The sequence below is a fragment of the Pseudomonas sp. NPDC087817 genome (genome assembly GCF_044742875.1).
In the GTDB taxonomy this organism is placed as follows: Bacteria; Pseudomonadota; Gammaproteobacteria; order Pseudomonadales; family Pseudomonadaceae; genus Aquipseudomonas.
The window spans coordinates 468-16,903 of the sequence record NZ_JBIUVJ010000083.1; the positions used below are offsets into that span (position 1 = coordinate 468).

At 59.5% G+C, this 16,436-nt stretch carries 21 protein-coding genes; all 21 read right to left on the minus strand.

Annotation, left to right across the window (positions count from 1 at the left end; translation table 11 throughout):
- Positions 1-170: 170 nt before the first annotated feature.
- Positions 171-671 carry a CinA family protein gene (locus ACIONG_RS27530; protein WP_103302973.1) on the minus strand — a complete coding sequence of 167 codons (501 nt, stop codon included), beginning with the start codon at positions 669-671 and terminating at the stop codon, positions 171-173.
- A 67-nt stretch (positions 672-738) separates the two neighbouring features.
- Positions 739-1,257 carry a lysis system i-spanin subunit Rz gene (locus ACIONG_RS27535; protein ID WP_401303891.1) on the minus strand — a complete coding sequence of 173 codons (519 nt, stop codon included), beginning with the start codon at positions 1,255-1,257 and terminating at the stop codon, positions 739-741.
- Entirely contained in the window at positions 1,236-1,802 is a 567-nt protein-coding gene (locus ACIONG_RS27540) for a glycoside hydrolase family 19 protein (RefSeq protein ID WP_401303894.1), read from the minus strand. Before ACIONG_RS27540 ends, ACIONG_RS27535 begins: the two co-directional genes overlap by 22 nt.
- A gap of 36 nt (positions 1,803-1,838) precedes the next feature.
- Positions 1,839-2,057 (minus strand): hypothetical protein, encoded by a 219-nt coding sequence (locus tag ACIONG_RS27545; protein WP_401303896.1) that lies wholly within the window; start codon positions 2,055-2,057, stop codon positions 1,839-1,841.
- 10 nt (positions 2,058-2,067) lie between these two features.
- Positions 2,068-3,270: a carbohydrate-binding protein CenC gene (locus tag ACIONG_RS27550; protein ID WP_401303898.1), complete on the minus strand. Its 1,203-nt coding sequence runs from the start codon at positions 3,268-3,270 to the stop codon at positions 2,068-2,070.
- Between the two features lie 28 nt (positions 3,271-3,298).
- Positions 3,299-3,739 carry a phage tail assembly chaperone gene (locus ACIONG_RS27555; protein ID WP_401303901.1) on the minus strand — a complete coding sequence of 147 codons (441 nt, stop codon included), beginning with the start codon at positions 3,737-3,739 and terminating at the stop codon, positions 3,299-3,301.
- Positions 3,740-3,741: 2 nt separating this feature from the next.
- Positions 3,742-4,662, minus strand: coding sequence for a phage tail protein (locus ACIONG_RS27560; RefSeq protein ID WP_103302979.1), 921 nt, complete (start codon positions 4,660-4,662; stop codon positions 3,742-3,744).
- 40 nt (positions 4,663-4,702) lie between these two features.
- Positions 4,703-5,170, minus strand: a complete 468-nt coding sequence (locus ACIONG_RS27565; protein ID WP_401303904.1) for a phage tail assembly chaperone — start codon at positions 5,168-5,170, stop codon at positions 4,703-4,705.
- Positions 5,170-6,096, minus strand: a complete 927-nt coding sequence (locus ACIONG_RS27570) for a hypothetical protein (RefSeq protein WP_401303907.1) — start codon at positions 6,094-6,096, stop codon at positions 5,170-5,172. The genes ACIONG_RS27565 and ACIONG_RS27570 overlap by 1 nt, the downstream gene beginning before the upstream one ends.
- A 21-nt stretch (positions 6,097-6,117) precedes the next feature.
- A complete protein-coding gene (locus ACIONG_RS27575; RefSeq protein ID WP_401303910.1) occupies positions 6,118-6,684 on the minus strand; it encodes a tail fiber assembly protein in 567 nt (188 codons plus the stop codon).
- Between the two features lie 7 nt (positions 6,685-6,691).
- Positions 6,692-7,789: a phage tail protein gene (locus tag ACIONG_RS27580; protein ID WP_401303913.1), complete on the minus strand. Its 1,098-nt coding sequence runs from the start codon at positions 7,787-7,789 to the stop codon at positions 6,692-6,694.
- A 200-nt stretch (positions 7,790-7,989) separates the two neighbouring features.
- A complete protein-coding gene (locus tag ACIONG_RS27585; protein WP_401303916.1) occupies positions 7,990-8,319 on the minus strand; it encodes a hypothetical protein in 330 nt (109 codons plus the stop codon).
- A gap of 139 nt (positions 8,320-8,458) precedes the next feature.
- The gene (locus ACIONG_RS27590) at positions 8,459-9,079 is read right to left on the minus strand and encodes a hypothetical protein (RefSeq protein WP_401303918.1); all 621 of its coding nucleotides are present in this window, start codon (positions 9,077-9,079) and stop codon (positions 8,459-8,461) included.
- Positions 9,080-9,092: 13 nt separating this feature from the next.
- A complete protein-coding gene (locus ACIONG_RS27595) occupies positions 9,093-9,692 on the minus strand; it encodes a YmfQ family protein (RefSeq protein ID WP_103302986.1) in 600 nt (199 codons plus the stop codon).
- Entirely contained in the window at positions 9,680-10,726 is a 1,047-nt protein-coding gene (locus tag ACIONG_RS27600; RefSeq protein ID WP_315446039.1) for a baseplate J/gp47 family protein, read from the minus strand. Before ACIONG_RS27600 ends, ACIONG_RS27595 begins: the two co-directional genes overlap by 13 nt.
- A complete protein-coding gene (locus tag ACIONG_RS27605) occupies positions 10,716-11,114 on the minus strand; it encodes a phage GP46 family protein (RefSeq protein ID WP_103302988.1) in 399 nt (132 codons plus the stop codon). The genes ACIONG_RS27600 and ACIONG_RS27605 overlap by 11 nt, the downstream gene beginning before the upstream one ends.
- Positions 11,114-11,623 (minus strand): phage baseplate assembly protein V, encoded by a 510-nt coding sequence (locus tag ACIONG_RS27610; protein WP_401303922.1) that lies wholly within the window; start codon positions 11,621-11,623, stop codon positions 11,114-11,116. Before ACIONG_RS27610 ends, ACIONG_RS27605 begins: the two co-directional genes overlap by 1 nt.
- A gap of 133 nt (positions 11,624-11,756) precedes the next feature.
- Positions 11,757-12,806, minus strand: a complete 1,050-nt coding sequence (locus ACIONG_RS27615) for a phage baseplate assembly protein (protein WP_213027725.1) — start codon at positions 12,804-12,806, stop codon at positions 11,757-11,759.
- Positions 12,807-12,809: 3 nt separating this feature from the next.
- Positions 12,810-14,045, minus strand: coding sequence for a DNA circularization protein (locus tag ACIONG_RS27620; protein ID WP_401303925.1), 1,236 nt, complete (start codon positions 14,043-14,045; stop codon positions 12,810-12,812).
- A complete protein-coding gene (locus tag ACIONG_RS27625) occupies positions 14,032-15,930 on the minus strand; it encodes a phage tail protein (RefSeq protein WP_401303928.1) in 1,899 nt (632 codons plus the stop codon). The genes ACIONG_RS27620 and ACIONG_RS27625 overlap by 14 nt, the downstream gene beginning before the upstream one ends.
- A 130-nt stretch (positions 15,931-16,060) precedes the next feature.
- Positions 16,061-16,357 (minus strand): phage tail assembly protein, encoded by a 297-nt coding sequence (locus ACIONG_RS27630; protein WP_401303931.1) that lies wholly within the window; start codon positions 16,355-16,357, stop codon positions 16,061-16,063.
- Between the last annotated feature and the right edge of the window lie 79 nt (positions 16,358-16,436).

Genomic DNA, 16,436 nt, shown 5'->3' on the forward strand with positions numbered 1-16,436 from the left:
AACAAAACGAAAAAACCAACACTTCCCGAAAAGACGTTACAACAGACCCAGGGCCGCAGCCAACACTATCTTCTATTTCACGTAAAATAAAGTACTCACGAAATCAATAAGGCCTGACGGCCAACACCTGTATAAGTAGCCAGTATTATTCCACAGCGTTCGCGGATCGCCTACCCCTGATTTTCGATTTCTCGTGCCGCCAGTCGCAGGAGCCCCTCTAGCGCGGCCTTCACCGTTTGTCGGCGGACTTCATCGCGGTTGCCGGCGAAGTGTTGAACCTCGCTGGAAACCGCATCGCCCACGCCCCACGCCAGCCAGACTGTGCCCACCGGTTTGTTCGGCGTACCGCCATCGGGTCCGGCCACGCCGCTGACCGCGACAGCGAATCGTGCCAGGCTGTGTTTCTGCGCCCCCAGTACCATCGCTTCGACGACTTCCCGACTGACGGCACCCACCGTGCCGAACAACTCGGCCGGCACATTCAGTTGCTGGGTTTTCTGCCGATTGGAGTACGTCACGTAACCGGCCTCGAACCATGCCGAACTGCCCGGAATCCGGGTGATCGCTTCGGCGATCCCGCCACCGGTGCAGGATTCAGCGGTGGTGACGTGGGCATTGAGCACTTGCAGGCGTCGGCCAAGTTCGGCAGCCAGTTGGGTGATCTCTTTCACGGTGCGCTCCAGATCGTGTGGAATGCCTCCACCGTACACGAGCCGGTTGCGCTTTCAATACACAGACTCATTCAAAATGTGCAGGCGCCAGCGCTCTGACATAGGCCTGACACGCCTGCAAGGCAATCAGTCCGCGGTCGCCGCTGTCGGTGATGGCGATAATTCGTTGAGCATGCGCCGGGTCAAGTCGGGCGCGTACGGCTGCATGATCCACGCCGCCGGGGCCGGTGGGGGCTGGCAACGCGCAGCCGGCGGCAACGTCGCCGGCATCGAGGAGGACTGACAGGCGCACATCAGCAGTGGCAAGACGATCGCGCAAGCGATCCTGATCACGTTGGGCATCGCTCATCGCTCGAAAGTGGGTTTGTTCACTGGCGGCGAGCCGCTGCTCCAGCGCCAGACGTTTATCCTGCTCGGCCTGTTGCGCAGTGGCGGCGGTCTGGGTCAGATGATTGAGGGTGTCGGCGCTTGACCGAGCCTGCTCCGCCAGTTGCCGGCCGTAGCGCCAGTCCTGAAGTTGCCAGGCGGCAGCAAAAGCACCCACGGCCAGCAACAACAGACCAATTACTCGCCAGGGGATTGGCATAACACCGCCCTCGCCCGCGCCCAGATTTCCAGACGATCCTGCAAACCGTTCAACCCGCCGTTGATACGACGGGTGATGGTGTTGAACTGGTCGCGGTCGGCCAACTCGTTCAAGCCGTTCTGCTCCCAGAACCAGGCGGCGGACTCGGCGGCCCATTGCGGCTGCTCTAACAACTCCGGCAACGACAGCAACCGCTCATCGCCGAATAATCCAACGCTGCATTGGCGATAGTTACTGCGACCTGTGATCTGGATCAGCCCGCGACCACGATACCTCTGGCCATCGCCGTCCGCCTCGGGCGTGTTACCCAAGCGTAGCGCCAGCGTGCCGGTGTCGTATTTGCTCAGATACTGGTTGTTGCCCAGCTCCCGTACGAACTGCAAATGGCCCGACTCGTGACCGATCTGCGCGAGAAACGCAGCGATGCGTTTGGGCGAATCGATGCAACGGCGCGCCATCGCAGAGTTGAGCGCAGAAACAAAAACGCCCGCTTGGCTGCGGGCGTTGGGCATGATGGTTAAAAGGTTGTTTTCAGTTATTTGCATAATGCTTGATCCTCCCTGGATATTGCCCCGATTGAATCACGACGGACGGGCAATGCCTGCCAGCCATTTATTTGCCAGAGTTTTCAGGTTGCCACCCGGAACATCAGCTTCAAGTGTTCCGCCCATTGGCAGTACTTGCCCGCCCGCTAACAGCCACGCCTGATACTCAAGCCAGTCGCGATTGGTTGAATCCTGTGGAATGAATGCTGAGTCTTCAATGCGCAGCACCCCGCAAGCAGTCAGTTGATATGTCATAAGCTCAATCCTAGATTTCAGCGTCCGCTGTCCATTCCAACTGTAAAGTCTGCCCTGGCGCACTGCCGACAGGCGTAATAGTGGCAAACGAAATACCGCGCTCTGCCACACTTTGGAGAGTGGTACCGGTGCAAGCCTTGCTCATCGCTTGATTCCAGACTTGGTTACTGTTTTCGCCCGGGCAATAGGCGGTTACGGTCGGCTGTACTCGTTTCTGTACCAGAAAGCCGATAGTCATTCCGTACTGGCCGGTATTTCCCGTGGGAATTTGAGTGAAAGTCGCAGTACACGTGTTGGTACCGTTATTCGCTTTTATCGCCAGCCCGTTCACAAAGGATTTTTCAAAATAGCGCTGACAGAGCAACAGTTCTTCTGCGAAGGAACGATATTCGAAGGGAGTGGAAACGGGCCCCTCTTCCAACTGGATCCGGGTCAGATCCACTGTCTGCAATACATTCAGCGGCAAGTCGAATGACAATGTCAGACAATCATTGACTCCCTTCATCTTTCCGGCGATAGCAGGCACTTGGAAGGTTGCGGTGTGTCGAGTCCACATCGTGTTCAGTTGAAAAACATCTACAACTTTTACAACTGCTTCCGAGCCCCCCGCACCAAACTGCTGGGCAATCGCGACTCTCAATGGTCGAACCGCGTCGGAGCGCGCCCAAAATGTCAACGTAGCGGTTTTACCCGCAAGGGTTCTGACCGACTCGATACTCTGGGAAACCTTGTGGGTGGTAGCTCCAGCCCCGGCCGCTGTTTGCTGCCAACGCAGAAAACAGGCCGGTTCGCCAGGAACGTCAGTTTGCCCGAGAGGAAAAACCTGACGACTGATATTCACCGCAGCACTACCGTTCCAGTCGCAGCGAAAGCGATCTGCCACATAACCACCGATGTTCGGGCCTTGGTTGGTCGTTCCGCGCTGCCAGATTTCGAACCCGCCATTGATCAGCACATTCCTGCGATACACCTGTACCGGAAATTGTTGCAACGGATCCGGTTTGGATAATTGCCGGATCGCCTGAGCCAATTGATCAGTCTGTAGTTCGTCCGGTTTCAAACCAGCCGCGGTAATCGCGCTGAGTATTTCCTGAGTAACACTGTTGCCCCAGCTTGCAGGGATCAGCGATCCCGGCGTTCCGGCTATCGCGTCTTCGTCAACAAATTTGCCGTCGACCAAGCCAGAGCTGAGGACGCTTCTTGGATAATCCACTCTAATTCCTCTTCAGATCCGCGACGACTCAGCCGTTCGTTTGCAGCAAGATTTGCAGCCAGTCGGGTTCAACCGGGCGTGAGCGTGCATCCGGAAAATCCGGGTCATTGGGCCACTCGCGCAGCGACTGTCGGTAAGCCAGCAGTTGTTTGAACTCTTCGGCGAGCAGGGTCGTGCCCTCACCGACTTCCAGCTCTTCAGCGTCGCGAAGCACCAACCACTGTGTGTCCTGCAGCACTTTGTTACGCCATGCGCGTTCATGGCTGGCAAGGGCAATCGGGGAAATGACAGGGTCGATCAGCACAGGCTGACCACTGGCACTGGCGCTAATGACTTTGCCGCTCGCCTGCCCGGCAAACAGCTCGACGTATTGGGCTTGGGTAATCTCCACTGCCCCTTCAGGCAGTTCCGCAAGCGCGCTGTCAACTCGATCAAAGCCGAGACTTTTTGCATAAAAGTAAATCGTCATGCTCAGTACCCCCAAACCAGAATGCGGCCCGAAATGCCCGAATCAACCTTTACACTTGAAGCCAGAACGCTTCGGACCCTAGCGACCGCTGTCGTTGTCGTGGAGCTCCCACCGTCAAATGCCCAAACGGTGACATTGGCGGCACTCCATCCTGCCGGGTTACCTTCATTGGCAATACCTCCGAGGACAGCATTGGGAAACCTGATCGGCAACGACACCGTCATGTTGCCATTCGCATCGGATCCACCCGTCACCCACTGCACGATCAAACCGCTGGGAAGCTTTTGATATCCCGATGTGGCGAACTGTGCGGCGTAATTGGCCGAGTACTTCAGCGCAGCCGTGCCATAAACCACCCACACACCGGACTCTCTGACGAAGTTCGCACTTTCACCATTGTTCATTACGATCGACGTCAGATAAGCCCCTTGAGGACTGATCTGCGTGCCGGTTTTACTGGCCACCGTGACAGGTGCGCTATTGCGGCAATGCAGGCTGATCGTGGCGCCACTCGGCACCGCAGCGGTATCCGGAAGCGTCACGGTATACGCTGCGTTACCACCCAGACCGATCGAGCAGCCGACATCGGACAAGGTCAATTGCGTGGCGGCGGATATCCCACGCGCACTTGCATAATTGCCCAACGCCCGCTGCACAAACTCGGACGTTGCTGCCGAGCGTCCGCCATCAAACTGCGGGGCGGTCATGAACAATGCCGGACTGCGCAATGCCCCCAGCAACTGATTGTTCGACGACTCATTCGGTGTCAGGCCGGCCGCCTGAACCACGTTAAGAATTTCTTGCGTGACGCTGTTGCCCCACGTCGCCGGGATCAGCGAACCGGGTTTTCCGGCAACTGGGTCCTCATCGACAAACTGGCCGTTGACCAGCCCGACACTGGGTACACTTTTGGGATAGTCCAAGGTTAATCTCCTTGATTGAAATACAGTGGGTGCGCAGGCCTCAGCCAATCACGCTGGCCAGCCAAAGCGGCGCAGATGGCCGGGAATCCGCTGTGGGAAAAAGCGCTGAATCAGGCCAGTCGCGCAGCGCTTGTCGGTACTCGAGCAGTTCCAGATATTGCGAAGCCTTGAGCAAGGTCCCACGCCCCAGTTCCTGCTCATCGCGATGGCGAGTGACCAGCCATTCAGTCGCTGACAGGGATGCCTGACGCCAGCTACGTTCCGCTGCCGCAGGCGCTTGATCTGCAACAACCGGCGCCTGGAGGATCACCGGACTTTGCTGCGCGGGCAGTGGTTCGGCAGCTGTCGGCAACTGACTGATCGGCGCGCCGATTTCCACCACCTGGCCATCCGGTACTCGCACCATCGACTCGACAAAAGACGGCGCGAACAGTTGGCTGATTGCGTAGTCACCGGCGTCGATCCGTTCGACGACCACGCCGTTCTCGATCCGTGCATAAACGGCCATTACTCGTACTCCCAGATTTCACAGAAGGCGTTGCCGCCGGCGCCGCTGACGAATGAACTCGACGGATTTGACGAGCAAGAGCCACTGCCTCCCGAGCCTCGGACGCCTGCGAAACCCGGATTGTGTACGCCCCTGTACGGGCCGCCACCGTCAAACGGGCTGGCAGCTCCGCCTCCGGAGAGCATTCCCCAATTGCCGTTGAACATTGCGTAGCCACCGGTGTGACCCCGTGCATTGGCAAGGTTGCCGCCCACGGCGTCTTGCCCCCCTGTGCCACCCTGAACGTACCCCGAGGATGAGGTTGTCGTATCGATGTTCAGGATCTGTGCGCCGCCGCCTCCTGTAACGCTCATGTAGGAGCCGAAGGAAGCCCCACCGCCGACCTGCCCCATCGTAGTGCTGGCAGCTCCACCGGCCCCCAAAGAAACAGGCACGCCGGCAAGCATCTGGGGCGTCACGTCATACAGACTCTCCGCATAGGCCCCCGATCCACCGCCGCCACCGAGACGCAGATTCCCGGAGGCGACAGATGCACAACCGCCGCCAGATCCACCGGCCCCCACCAGTCGAACACGAATACGTCTGGCCTTGGGGTTAGGCTTGTAAACCGTGATCCCGACCGTCTCGAACTGCCGAACTGCCAGCAGCCGTCCCACTGCATCGGTGATGCCATAACCGGCCAACGTGGTCGGGGTATTTTTCAGTTTGGTGAAGTCGACCAGTGCACCGATTGCGCTGGCCAGTTGATCGGTTCTGGCTTCATCCGGCGTAAGCCCGGCGGCCTTGATCGCATTGAGAATTTCCTGGGTGACGCTGTTGCCCCAGGCGGCGGGGATCAACGAACCGGGCGAACCGGCGATCGGGTTTTCATCGACGAAGCCGCCGTTGACCAGCCCGACCCCGGGAATACTTTTTGGATAATCCATTGCACTGTTCCCTGTGCTGAATCAGTTGGCTACCGCTGTGCCGGGGGCGACCGGCCAGGTAATTTCATCGGGAAATCCTGGCTGTTGTTCGATACGGTTCAGCTCTACGCTGTAGAGTTTCCATTCGATCAGCAGCAGTTGTTCGTCATGATCGGCATCGCCAATATCTTCGGCGTATTGCAGCGGGGCGATGCGCAGGACGGCGTCGCGAAGAAGTTCATCGCGCTTGGTCAGGGTGACTTGCTTACGGTTCTTCAATGAAGCTGCTTCATCGATTTTCCAGGCACCATCGACCCACGAATGAAACCCACCGGGCCATGGCTGCGTGGTGAAGCCTTCAGGCAGATCGCCTAATGCTGTCCAGGTCTCTCGGATCCCCGTGTCGGTGCGATAGACATCACCGCGCAAATCTACTCGCTGCTGCAATGAGCCATTTTCATACGCCCACGCGTATCCACTGGGTGGCGGAGCGAGTTCGATGCTCAACGTGACAGCATTGCCTGGCAGTTGCAGGCCGATACCCGGCACGAGTAGAAAATCGACCGGGCCGGTCAACGCGCCGGCGTCGTCTATTAAGTAATTGAACATGTGCACCTCAGATCAGTTTGATTCGCGCGGGATAGGCAATGTTTCGCGGTCGGGTTTCCGTCGTAAAATTCCCGATGTTGCCGATGTAGATATCGGAGTCGAACGCAGGATTGGGGTACGTGGTCGCGATGGTTCCGTCGGTTGGGTAAAAGTTGACGTCATTTGAAACGTTCCAGATAGGGTCCGGGATAGACGGCGCCGGCCGATTGGAAGACCCTGAACTGGTGGGCAGGTAGTGGTTATGGCTTTGCAGTGCATGGTTCTGCAAACTGCCGACGACTCGTCCTATATCCACGCCCCGAGTTTCATCGAGGGCTCGCAGAAATTCGCCGCGAACTTCTGGAATTCGAAAGGTCGACGCACCATCGCCACTGGTCCACGCACCTTCTCGGTTCCATCGCGCCGCTTCTGTCGTCAGGGCTCCTGAAGCCTGAGCGAAGTCCCACAACCACGGCCATTCCGCACGCTTGAAAAAATAGCCGTTGAGCAGACCGTAGCCACCGGGATTGAGCGCCATGGTGGTTTCGAACGAAGGGCGGCCCAGAGGGGTGTTGTCGAGGCGACCAACCGGCCACCAACTACCCGCCCCGTCACTGCGCAATTGCCACCAGTCACCGCCCCCCATCAGCACCAGAAACGGATAACCGCTCGCCGACAGGTGTGTATGAAAACGGATCCGGTCGCTGCCTGATGCCTGGACTACCAACCGGTTAACCGTGTTGTCCACACGGCGAACAATTACGTCACGCACACCAAGCCCGGCATCCGCATCGGGAAGCGTGACGGTCATCGCCCCCGCGCTGCCATCAATCAGAACCAACCCCAACTCCTGCGCGTCAAGCAGCTTTGAAGCAGAAATACGGGTGATCAGGGAGCGCATCGGACTAGACTTGCCGACAATTGCCTGAATGGCCTTGTACAACTGACCGGTGTCCGTTTCGGAAGCCACCAACCCACCACCGGTAATCACACTCAGGATCTCCTGAGTCACGCTGTTGCCCCACACCGCCGGAATCAACGAACCGGGCGTTCCCGCCACCGGGTTTTCATCGACAAAGCGGCCATCGACCAGGCCGACGCTGGGGACGCTTTTTGGATAATCCATAGGTCTTTCGTTCCTCTGAAATAACAAATGAACCGCGTCGCGGCGATCGCTGATGCGAGCCAGTGGCGGTCTGTTTCTGAAAATAAAAAAGCCCACGGTGAAGTGGGCTTGGGCGAGCACAAGGCAGGCTGCAAGCTTCGACAAAAAACGCGTCAAAGTGGCCTTAGGGGTATCCGCGCCAGTTCATTGCATCATGTGCATCACGGTTTGGCCCGGGACTTGGTCCGGGACTTTTTCACAGTGACGTTGCCTGCAACCGACAGCACAGGGCGTCCTGACATGGCTGGAAACTGCGTCGATGAGGGCCAGTTGCGCAGGTCGCGGCGATATTGCTGCAACGCCGCGTATTGCTCGACTGACAGGGTGGTGGTTTCTGCGTTTTCCAACTCGTCGCGGTGCCGTGCAACCATGGGATCCGTTTCGCTCAATTGCGCATCACGCCATTGGCGTTCAGTGACCGTGGACTCTGCCGGCGTAGCGGACGGTGCATCGGCCAGAATGGGAAAGCCATTGGCACGACACACAATCACCTGATTGCGCCTGGATCCGTCGATCAACTCGTTACGGTGTGATGGCGATATCTCGACAGCGTCCTTGGGAATCGACGAATTGATACGAGAATCAAAAAAACCCTGAACCGAAGGGCTCCAATAAATTTTCATAAACGGCCTACTTGCCTATGGCGATGTATTGGGCGCCCAGAGACGGGCTAGAACCCCGGGAAACGAAGGAGGACAAGCTTCGAGGCGCGGCTGCGATATAACCGATCGACCCAGAGGATGCGGTGTAGTCGTTGCACACCATTACTCGAAAAAAGTTCGAGTTGAAGCTGACCGGAAGCGGGGTAATCACGTCTGTCGTGGCGCTATTGATCCATCCCCACTGGATGATCAAACCGCCCATCCAGGAGGGAAAACCGAGGTAACCGGTTCCGCCGTTGTTTGCCAGGCTGAAGCCAAGTTTGAGCTTCTTCGGCGTCACCGCCACCGTGTCATCCACGCCGCTCCCGACCTGATCCTGAGTCGCGACTTTCATCATTCCGGCAACGGTTTCGCTGGCCTGGCCGGGTAATCTGTCACTGATGTTTTTTATGATCGCCTGCTGAAGCTGACCATGATTCTGTTCGTCTGGCACGATGGCAGCTGCCTTGATGACGTTGACGATTTCTTCCGTCACGCCATTGCCCCAGGCAGCAGGAATCAACGAGCCCGGTGTGCCGTTGATAGCGTCCTCATCAACAAACTTCCCATTCACCAACCCGGCGCTGGGAACACTCTTCGGATAATCCATGGCTCACTCCCCCCTAGTCATAATTGATATGCACCTTGGTATGCGCCGGCGCACTGCGATGGATCAGGCATTCCAGCGCCGAGCCGGGGTTCACGCCGAAGCGTTCGCCCCAGTAGCTCGCGCCGAAACGCCGGCCGAGCAGCAAGCGGCCCCCGGTGTTGAGCGTCCACATGAATTGCGCTTCCCAAGTGCCGAAATGCGCCGCGCCAAAACGTGCGCGGCCCATGCGTGGGGCTTCGAGTTCGGTGATGCTGGCGTTGGGGTAGCCCTGGCTTTTGGCGATTTCGAGGTAGTAACCGACGGCCTGACTGCCGACCGCGAGCAAACGCCGGCGTACGGCGAGGCGGCGGTCGTCGAACAGTGGCGTGGCGCCGAGGCATGGGTCGGGCAGATCCATCACCCGTTCCCAGTCCGGCACCAGTTCGCTGACTCCGGCCGGGTCCATTTCGTTGAGCAGGTCGGCGGCGCGGGCGTCGAGGCGTGCCAGTTCGACGGCGACGCCATGCAGGACTTCTTCGAGCTCCGGGACTTGCTCCGGGTCCCAAGCGGGACCGGCGGGCAGCAAGGCGCGCAGTTGCGCCTGGTATTGCGCGGCGGTTCTTATGCCCCCCATACGCAACCTCCGAAAGTCAGCAGTTCACTCTTGCCGGCAGGTACGTCAGCCGCCGGTGCGGTGAGCGTGTGATCGTATTCGCCGCCGGCGCTGCTGATGGCTTCGCGGATATGGCTGATCAGCAGCGGCACGCCGAGATCGGCCTCGCGGTTGTGCAGATCGCGCAACTGCGCTTCGACCGCCGCACGCACGGCGGTGGTGTCGGGGTTGACGCTTTTGAAGCGATAGACCACCGGCACCTGAATCGGTCGCTGCACATGCACCTCGGCAGTCACCGGACGCAGCGGTTCGATGTAGTTCTGAACCTCGGCCAGTTGCTCATCGTTCGGTACCGGTTGCGGATCGTCGTCGCGCATGATGAACACCGTCACCGTGCCCGGGCCGAGCAAGCCGCCACGGCACCAGGCGCGGGTCACGCCCGGCACTTCCAGCGCCCAGGTTTCATAGTCGCTGGAAGAGCCGCCGTGGGGGATGACGCGATAGGAGCGAATCACCCGCGAGCGCAACGACTCCAGACTTTCTCGCGCCACACCGCCACTGAGCCCCGGCGCCAGAACGACGAAACTGCTGCCGACAACGCCGGCAATCGGTTGCACCGGCGTCAGCGTCAGACCCGCGTCGGCGTTGCCGAGGCTGCCGGCGTCGAGCGCAGCGATCGTGGTGCTGTTGCTGCCATTGCTGGTGGTGCGCGCGGCGGTGACTTTGTAGGTGCGGCCATCATTGGATTGCAGCAACGTGTCAACGTCGAGCACGGCACCCGCCGTCGCAGTAAAACTCACACTGCCGGTGGCCACTTGCGCAGGTTTGCGCGGTTGGTTCAGGCGCAACGCGGCGATGCGTTCCAGGGTCGATTCGTCGGCCTTGTCCGGCAGGATCTGCTCGGCAATCCAGTCGAGATAACCGTACAGACCATAAGCCGCGCCGCCTAAGGTGCGGGCCAGCACTTGCGCATCGGACTGGCGCAGCGAATCGCCGGCCAGGTCGCTTTGGGTGCGCTTGATCAGCACCGGCAGCGAAGGAGTTTCAAACGGCATAGATCACCTGCCAACTGTTATCGGGGTTGATGTCCAGACGTTCGCCGTCGGCCAGGGTCAGGACCGTGCGCAGGTTCAGGCGCTGGGCGTCGAGGCGTTCGCTGATGATGTCGATGGCGCTGCAATGGCCGTCGTCGATCAGCCATTGCAAGGCTTCGCGAGCGTAGAACTCGGCGTCCATCTGGGTCTGTCGGGTCAGCTTGACCCGGCGCAGCAGCCACAGCCGCGAACCGATACGGTCATCGGCGACGGTGGGAAAAGTGTCGCCCCACCAACCGAAACGCTCCTCGTCGTCGAGGGCATCGTCATCGGCGGCGCGGCGCCAGGTAAACAGGCTGATGAGTACGGATCGGGTCAGTGCGGCGTGGAGGTTCGGGCTGATCAGCATCACTTGCCTCCTGTCGGCGCGCCGGTCTGGCCGCTACCGGCCTGCACGCCGACGTGCACGTGTTTGATCTGGCTGATGCCGCCGGCAATCTGATCGCCCGTGGAAACGATCTTGCCGGTCTGGTTGATCACTGGCGTATCGAAGTTCACGGCGGTACTGGCGCGGATGTTCAGCGTGGCGGTTTCGATGTCGATGATCCGTCCGCGCTTGAAGTGAATCCTGTCGCCCTCGTCGGTGTAGATCGCCACTTCGCCGGCAGCCAGCGATTGCAGGCGATAGCGACGGTCGGCGACCACCAACGCGATGGCGTGGGAACGGTCACCGCCGAGGAACGTGACGATCCCTTCGGCGCCAGCCAGCGGATTGCTGGTGAAGCCATACGGTTCGAAGTGTTCGAGGTCATCGTTCACTTCGCCGGCGGTAAGGCGCATTTGCAGCGATTGCAGCTTGGATGCCGAATTGGCGAGCACGACAGTGCCGCGCGCCAGCAGGCGAGTCAGTAGGCTCATGGGATGTCCTCAAGGCTTTGCCAACACAAAACCTGTGGGAGCGGGCTTGCCCGCGATGGCGGTGTGTCAGGCAAAGAAGTGTTTGCGGTAACCACCGCTATCGCGGGCAAGCCCGCTCCCACAGGGACCTGTGTCAGGCCTGGTTTTTTTTCGGTGGCGTGGGATCGGGATCGAAGGTGTGCGGCGGCGCCACTTGCAGGGTCGTCACCGAGCCTTGCGCCGACAGCGAGTACGTCACTTTGGAGATCAGCATGTCGCCATCAAACCCGAGTACCGGATCCGTGACCTTCACCAGCGTGTTGTGGCGCCACAAGTCACCGTTGGACTGGCGCCAGCCTTGCACCTGATAGGTGGTGGTCTGCGCCCGGCCCATGCGGGTCGCGCTTTCCCACTGGGCACGTTGCTGAGCCAACTCGAAGGTCAGCGCCGTGCCCTCGTTGATGATCGTCGTGCGCCGACGTTTGAAAGACAGATCGGCAGCCGTTGATTCCACTTCGCTGACTGCCGCCCCGCTCTTCTTGTCCGAACCTTTTTGCTGACCGATCACCCGGTATTCGGAGAACACCTGGCTGTGATCCATCGGCGCGTTGGCCGACAAAATGTTCTTGCCCAGCTCCAGCGCATCACTCGCCCGACCGCCACTGCCGGGCTTGGCCAGCACCAGCCGACCCTGCTCGTCATCGGTGGAAAACACCCGGAACAGCGAGAGCAAACGGTCGATCGACTGGAACACCGTTTCGCCCGGCACAATCGTGTGTTTGGCCAGCCGTGCGGTCTCGGGAATCTGGTTGACCACCATTAGCGAGTATTCCATCGCCAAGGCCTGAACGATGCTCAGCAACGGTTGTTCCTGCCATTGATTGGGCCGGTTGGTGGCGGCGCAATCGACCAGATCCTGCGTCCTGGAACTGCCCTCGATGGTCAGGCCGATCTGCCGGCCGTCGTAACGGATCGGTGCCTTGAACACGTACCCCGTAAGCACCAGATCGTTGCCGATCTTTACTTCGCACGGGTCGCCGGGTTTGATCCGCTGATCCACTGTTTGCCCCGGCCATTGCCAGGTGATGTCGAGTTTGAAGGTACGAAACTGGCGCTCCAGATCAGCAGTGATTTCCACGCTTTTCCAGCCGCCGTATTCCAGGTTGTTGACCGTCAGCGTGACGCGGTTGTCCATGTCGCTCATGGTCTACTCCCTGGAGACTTTCACGTCATTGGGTGAAAAGCCCGGATGGTTCATCGCGTTACTCTGAGTCACCTGAGTCACCCGTGTGGCATCGGCAAATTGCTTGTAAGCCACGACCAGCGCCGGCAGGCTTTCCTGGAACGATTTAGTGACCTGTCGCACACCGGATGACGCCACGGCCTTGAGGTGCGCAATCAGCGCTTCCTTCACATCATTGATTGCCTGGTGGTGCTTGGGGTCGGCCTTGTCCAGCATCGGATCGATTGCCACCCCGACAGCCTTTTGCAGCGCTTTCATCTCATCGGTCACCGGCACTTCCTGACGGGTCACCGGTTGGTCCGCCTGATGCGCCACCGAAGGTGTCGACGACAGTTTCACCGCAGGGGCCGCCACTGGCATCGACGCAACCCATTGCGCCACTTTGACCAGCATCGTGTCCTGCACCAGATCGGCCATCGCCTGCGCTGCTGCGTTGGTGTCCTTGCCGGTGGTGATCTTCGGCGCATCAGCCTTGCGGATGGCTTCGAGTTGTTGGGATACGTCGGCAATCACGCCACGATAGCCCTCCTTCGCGAACGCCTTCAGCTCCTTGATATCACCGAGCAAGCCCTTGAATTCCGCCGCCACTTCCTTGGGTAACTCCTTGACCGCTTTGACCAGTTCGGTGATCTGCCGGTACTGCTCGATCAACGGTTTGAGCTGTTCCTTGATCACCTCGTAAACCCCGGTCAGGCTGTTGCGCAGATTGGCAATGCCGATCCGCGCAGCCTTGATCAGCGTCATCGCCTGCTCGAAGCGTGCCACCGCCGAGCCCAGCAAGGTGTCGGCTTTGGCCAGCAAGACTTTCTGGGTACTGACCGTCGCGGTCGGAAACGGCAACGGCTTATCGGGATAGAACTTCAGACTGAACGTCACCAACCCGCCGTCCTGGCGGGTGTGGGTCATGTCGCATTCGCCGACCTTGACTTGCAGGCGTCCCAGCCATGGATGCACCAGTTCACCGCTACCCGCTTCCAGTGCCTTGAGCAGCTTGTCGCGCTGCTCCAGGCAATCGGCACCGATGATGAATGCCGTGATGTCGTGGGTCTTGGCCTGTTGGCCGAGGTCCTCGAAAAACGGCAGGTCACGTTGCGGATACTCATGCAACTGACCTTTGCGACCGACCGGGGTTTTCGCCTGATCGATCCAGAAGCCGACACCGCGAAAGGATGCCGGCAACAAACGGTCACGCCAGTTCATTGGAACCTCCTGCCGATAGCGAGCGATAGCCGATGCGCGACGACAGCGCCAGCCCTGGTTGATTGCTTTGCGGTTGATCGGTGCGCAGTCCGGCCGGCGCATTTTCGAAGCGCACGGTCAGGCCGCCTTCGAGTTGCGTCCGGTTGTTGGCGGCGCTTTGCTGGATCAGAGCGCTGGAAGATTGCGGCAAGGAGCCGCCCTGCAACGCCCCGGTGGACGGCGCTTGAGGGGTTGCGCCCAAAAACGCTGGGGCCAATTCACCTTTGCCTTCGGCATTGGTCTGGCGTTGCGCTTGGGTCAGGGTTTCGACCTTGCCGGTGACCTTGGCGATCAACCCGGCGAAACCACCGTCGAACAGTTCCTTGATCGGCGCGATAACCGTTTGCAGTTTTTGCCACAACTCGCCGAACCACTCGGTGATCGGCCCCCAGCTCTCGATAATCTGATCCAGGGGCTTCCATTCGAACAGGGTGTGCAGAAAATCCACGACCGGCGCGGACAACGCCAGCAGTACATCCCACAGCGCCGAAAATACTTCACCGATCGGCTGCCAGTACTGCGCAATCTGCTCCAGCGGCGACCACTCGAACAGGTTGGTGAAAAAGCCTTTGACCTGTTGCACTGACGTTTGCAGTGCCATCCAGATCGGTTCGAAAAACCCAACGACACCGCCCCAGGCGCTGGTGATCATTTCCATCGGGAAAAAATCGAACAACGTCCGCAAAGCCTCTCGGGTGCTTTGCACGGCCGATTGCAGTGCCGCCCACATCGGCTGGAAGTACGCAACGACACTGCCCCAAGCGCTGGTGATCATCTGCATGGGCGAGAAGTCGAACAACGAAACGAAGAACTCTTTAGTCGACTGCGCCACTTTTCGCAGCCCGGCGAACATCGGTTCGAAGTACGTGACAACACCGCCCCACGCACTGCTGATCATCTGCATCGGCGAGAAATCAAACAGGTTTCTGAGAAACGCCATAACCGGCACACTCAAGGCCTTGAGCAATTCCCAGATCGCCGAAAACAGTCCCGTCAGCGGTGCCCAGTTTTCCAGGATCATGCCGGCGGGCGTCCACGAGAACACCGATTTGAAAAAGTCGATCACCGGCGCAGTGACGGCTTTGACCTTGTCCCATATCCCGGAGAACAATCCCGCGATCGGTGACCACAGCGCCGCCAGTGCATCCAGCGGGCGCCAATCGAGGATCGAGCGCAACGTCGCCATTGCACTCGCCCCCATGTTTTTCACGCCCTCCCACAGGCCCTTGAAGAAAGCGCTGATCGGCGTCCAGTTGGCATAAATCAAACCGGCCGCCACGGCGATACCCATCGCGATCAACATGATCGGATTGGTCTTGAGCACCATGCTCATCACGTCGAACACCTGAGTCGCCCCGGTGACGGCGGTTTGCATCGCGGAGAAGGCCATCGCCCCCGCCGCCAGGCCTTCGACCAGTTGCGGGTTGTCCGCGAGCAGGCTGCCAACCTGAGTCAGCATCGGCTCAATCCCGACGACCAATGCCGCGACCGCTGGCGCCAGCGCGGTATCGATAGCGCCCGACACCTTCTCCATCGATGCACTGAACACGTTCATGTTCTGCGCGGCGACTTTCGGCGCGGCGGGCAGGTCAACGGTTTTCGCCGTCTCGCTGACTTCAGTCAACTTGCCCTGAAACGCCGCCGCCGATTTGATGCCGTCCACGAACGGCGTGATCACGCTGCCGCCCTTGAACAGACCGCTGATGTCCAGTTTGCCGAGGCCGGTCTGTTCGAGGTTTTTCTTGAAGCTCTCGACCTTTACTCGCAGGGCGCCGAGTTTGGGCGACAGTTCATCGATGCCCGTCAGTAGCACCGGGGTTTTCGCTTTGTTTTCTTCGTCTGCCATCACTGCACCTGCTGCATCGCATTGATCCGTTGCGCGTGCTCCAGCGATTCGCGGAGCACATCCAGTGGCCTGGCCATCATCTGTTCGGGGTCAACCTTCCAGAACCAGGCCAGGTCATAGGCGACGGCGATCAGGTCGGTGATGGCGCCGACGCCGCACTCATGAAAAAACTCGCAACGGCCCAGCTCAACGCGTTGAGGTCAGCCAGATCCAGCTGGTTGACCGACGACGGCGGAATGCCGGCGCACACGGCGATGTATTTGGCCGCGACATCCATGTCGAGGCTGACCTCTTCGCTCTTGTCGATCTTGTACGGCAGCGCCTTGATCGCTCGCACTTCCTGCACCGTCGGGCGGCGCAGGACGAGTTCGGTCAGGGGCTCGCCGTGAGCTTCGAACGCAACTAGAAGCTTCACGGCGCACCTAATTGCCAGGTCCCCTTGATGCCTTCGAATTTCAGTACGATGGTGGCGTCATCGACCTTGGAGACTGGATCTTCGACCAGAT

Excerpts from the sequence above, each read along its gene's own strand:
- ACIONG_RS27535 (WP_401303891.1), bottom strand. The coding sequence starts at position 1,257 with ATGCCAATCCCCTGGCGAGTAATTGGTCTGTTGTTGCTGGCCGTGGGT.
- ACIONG_RS27540 (WP_401303894.1), bottom strand. The coding sequence starts at position 1,802 with ATGCAAATAACTGAAAACAACCTTTTAACCATCATGCCCAACGCCCGC.
- ACIONG_RS27545 (WP_401303896.1), bottom strand. The coding sequence starts at position 2,057 with ATGACATATCAACTGACTGCTTGCGGGGTGCTGCGCATTGAAGACTCA.
- ACIONG_RS27555 (WP_401303901.1), bottom strand. The coding sequence starts at position 3,739 with ATGACGATTTACTTTTATGCAAAAAGTCTCGGCTTTGATCGAGTTGAC.
- ACIONG_RS27565 (WP_401303904.1), bottom strand. The coding sequence starts at position 5,170 with ATGGCCGTTTATGCACGGATCGAGAACGGCGTGGTCGTCGAACGGATC.
- ACIONG_RS27570 (WP_401303907.1), bottom strand. The coding sequence starts at position 6,096 with ATGGATTATCCAAAAAGTATTCCCGGGGTCGGGCTGGTCAACGGCGGC.
- ACIONG_RS27575 (WP_401303910.1), bottom strand. The coding sequence starts at position 6,684 with ATGTTCAATTACTTAATAGACGACGCCGGCGCGTTGACCGGCCCGGTC.
- ACIONG_RS27580 (WP_401303913.1), bottom strand. The coding sequence starts at position 7,789 with ATGGATTATCCAAAAAGCGTCCCCAGCGTCGGCCTGGTCGATGGCCGC.
- ACIONG_RS27590 (WP_401303918.1), bottom strand. The coding sequence starts at position 9,079 with ATGGATTATCCGAAGAGTGTTCCCAGCGCCGGGTTGGTGAATGGGAAG.
- ACIONG_RS27595 (WP_103302986.1), bottom strand. The coding sequence starts at position 9,692 with ATGGGGGGCATAAGAACCGCCGCGCAATACCAGGCGCAACTGCGCGCC.
- ACIONG_RS27600 (WP_315446039.1), bottom strand. The coding sequence starts at position 10,726 with ATGCCGTTTGAAACTCCTTCGCTGCCGGTGCTGATCAAGCGCACCCAA.
- ACIONG_RS27605 (WP_103302988.1), bottom strand. The coding sequence starts at position 11,114 with ATGCTGATCAGCCCGAACCTCCACGCCGCACTGACCCGATCCGTACTC.
- ACIONG_RS27610 (WP_401303922.1), bottom strand. The coding sequence starts at position 11,623 with ATGAGCCTACTGACTCGCCTGCTGGCGCGCGGCACTGTCGTGCTCGCC.
- ACIONG_RS27615 (WP_213027725.1), bottom strand. The coding sequence starts at position 12,806 with ATGAGCGACATGGACAACCGCGTCACGCTGACGGTCAACAACCTGGAA.
- ACIONG_RS27620 (WP_401303925.1), bottom strand. The coding sequence starts at position 14,045 with ATGAACTGGCGTGACCGTTTGTTGCCGGCATCCTTTCGCGGTGTCGGC.
- ACIONG_RS27625 (WP_401303928.1), bottom strand. The coding sequence starts at position 15,930 with ATGGCAGACGAAGAAAACAAAGCGAAAACCCCGGTGCTACTGACGGGC.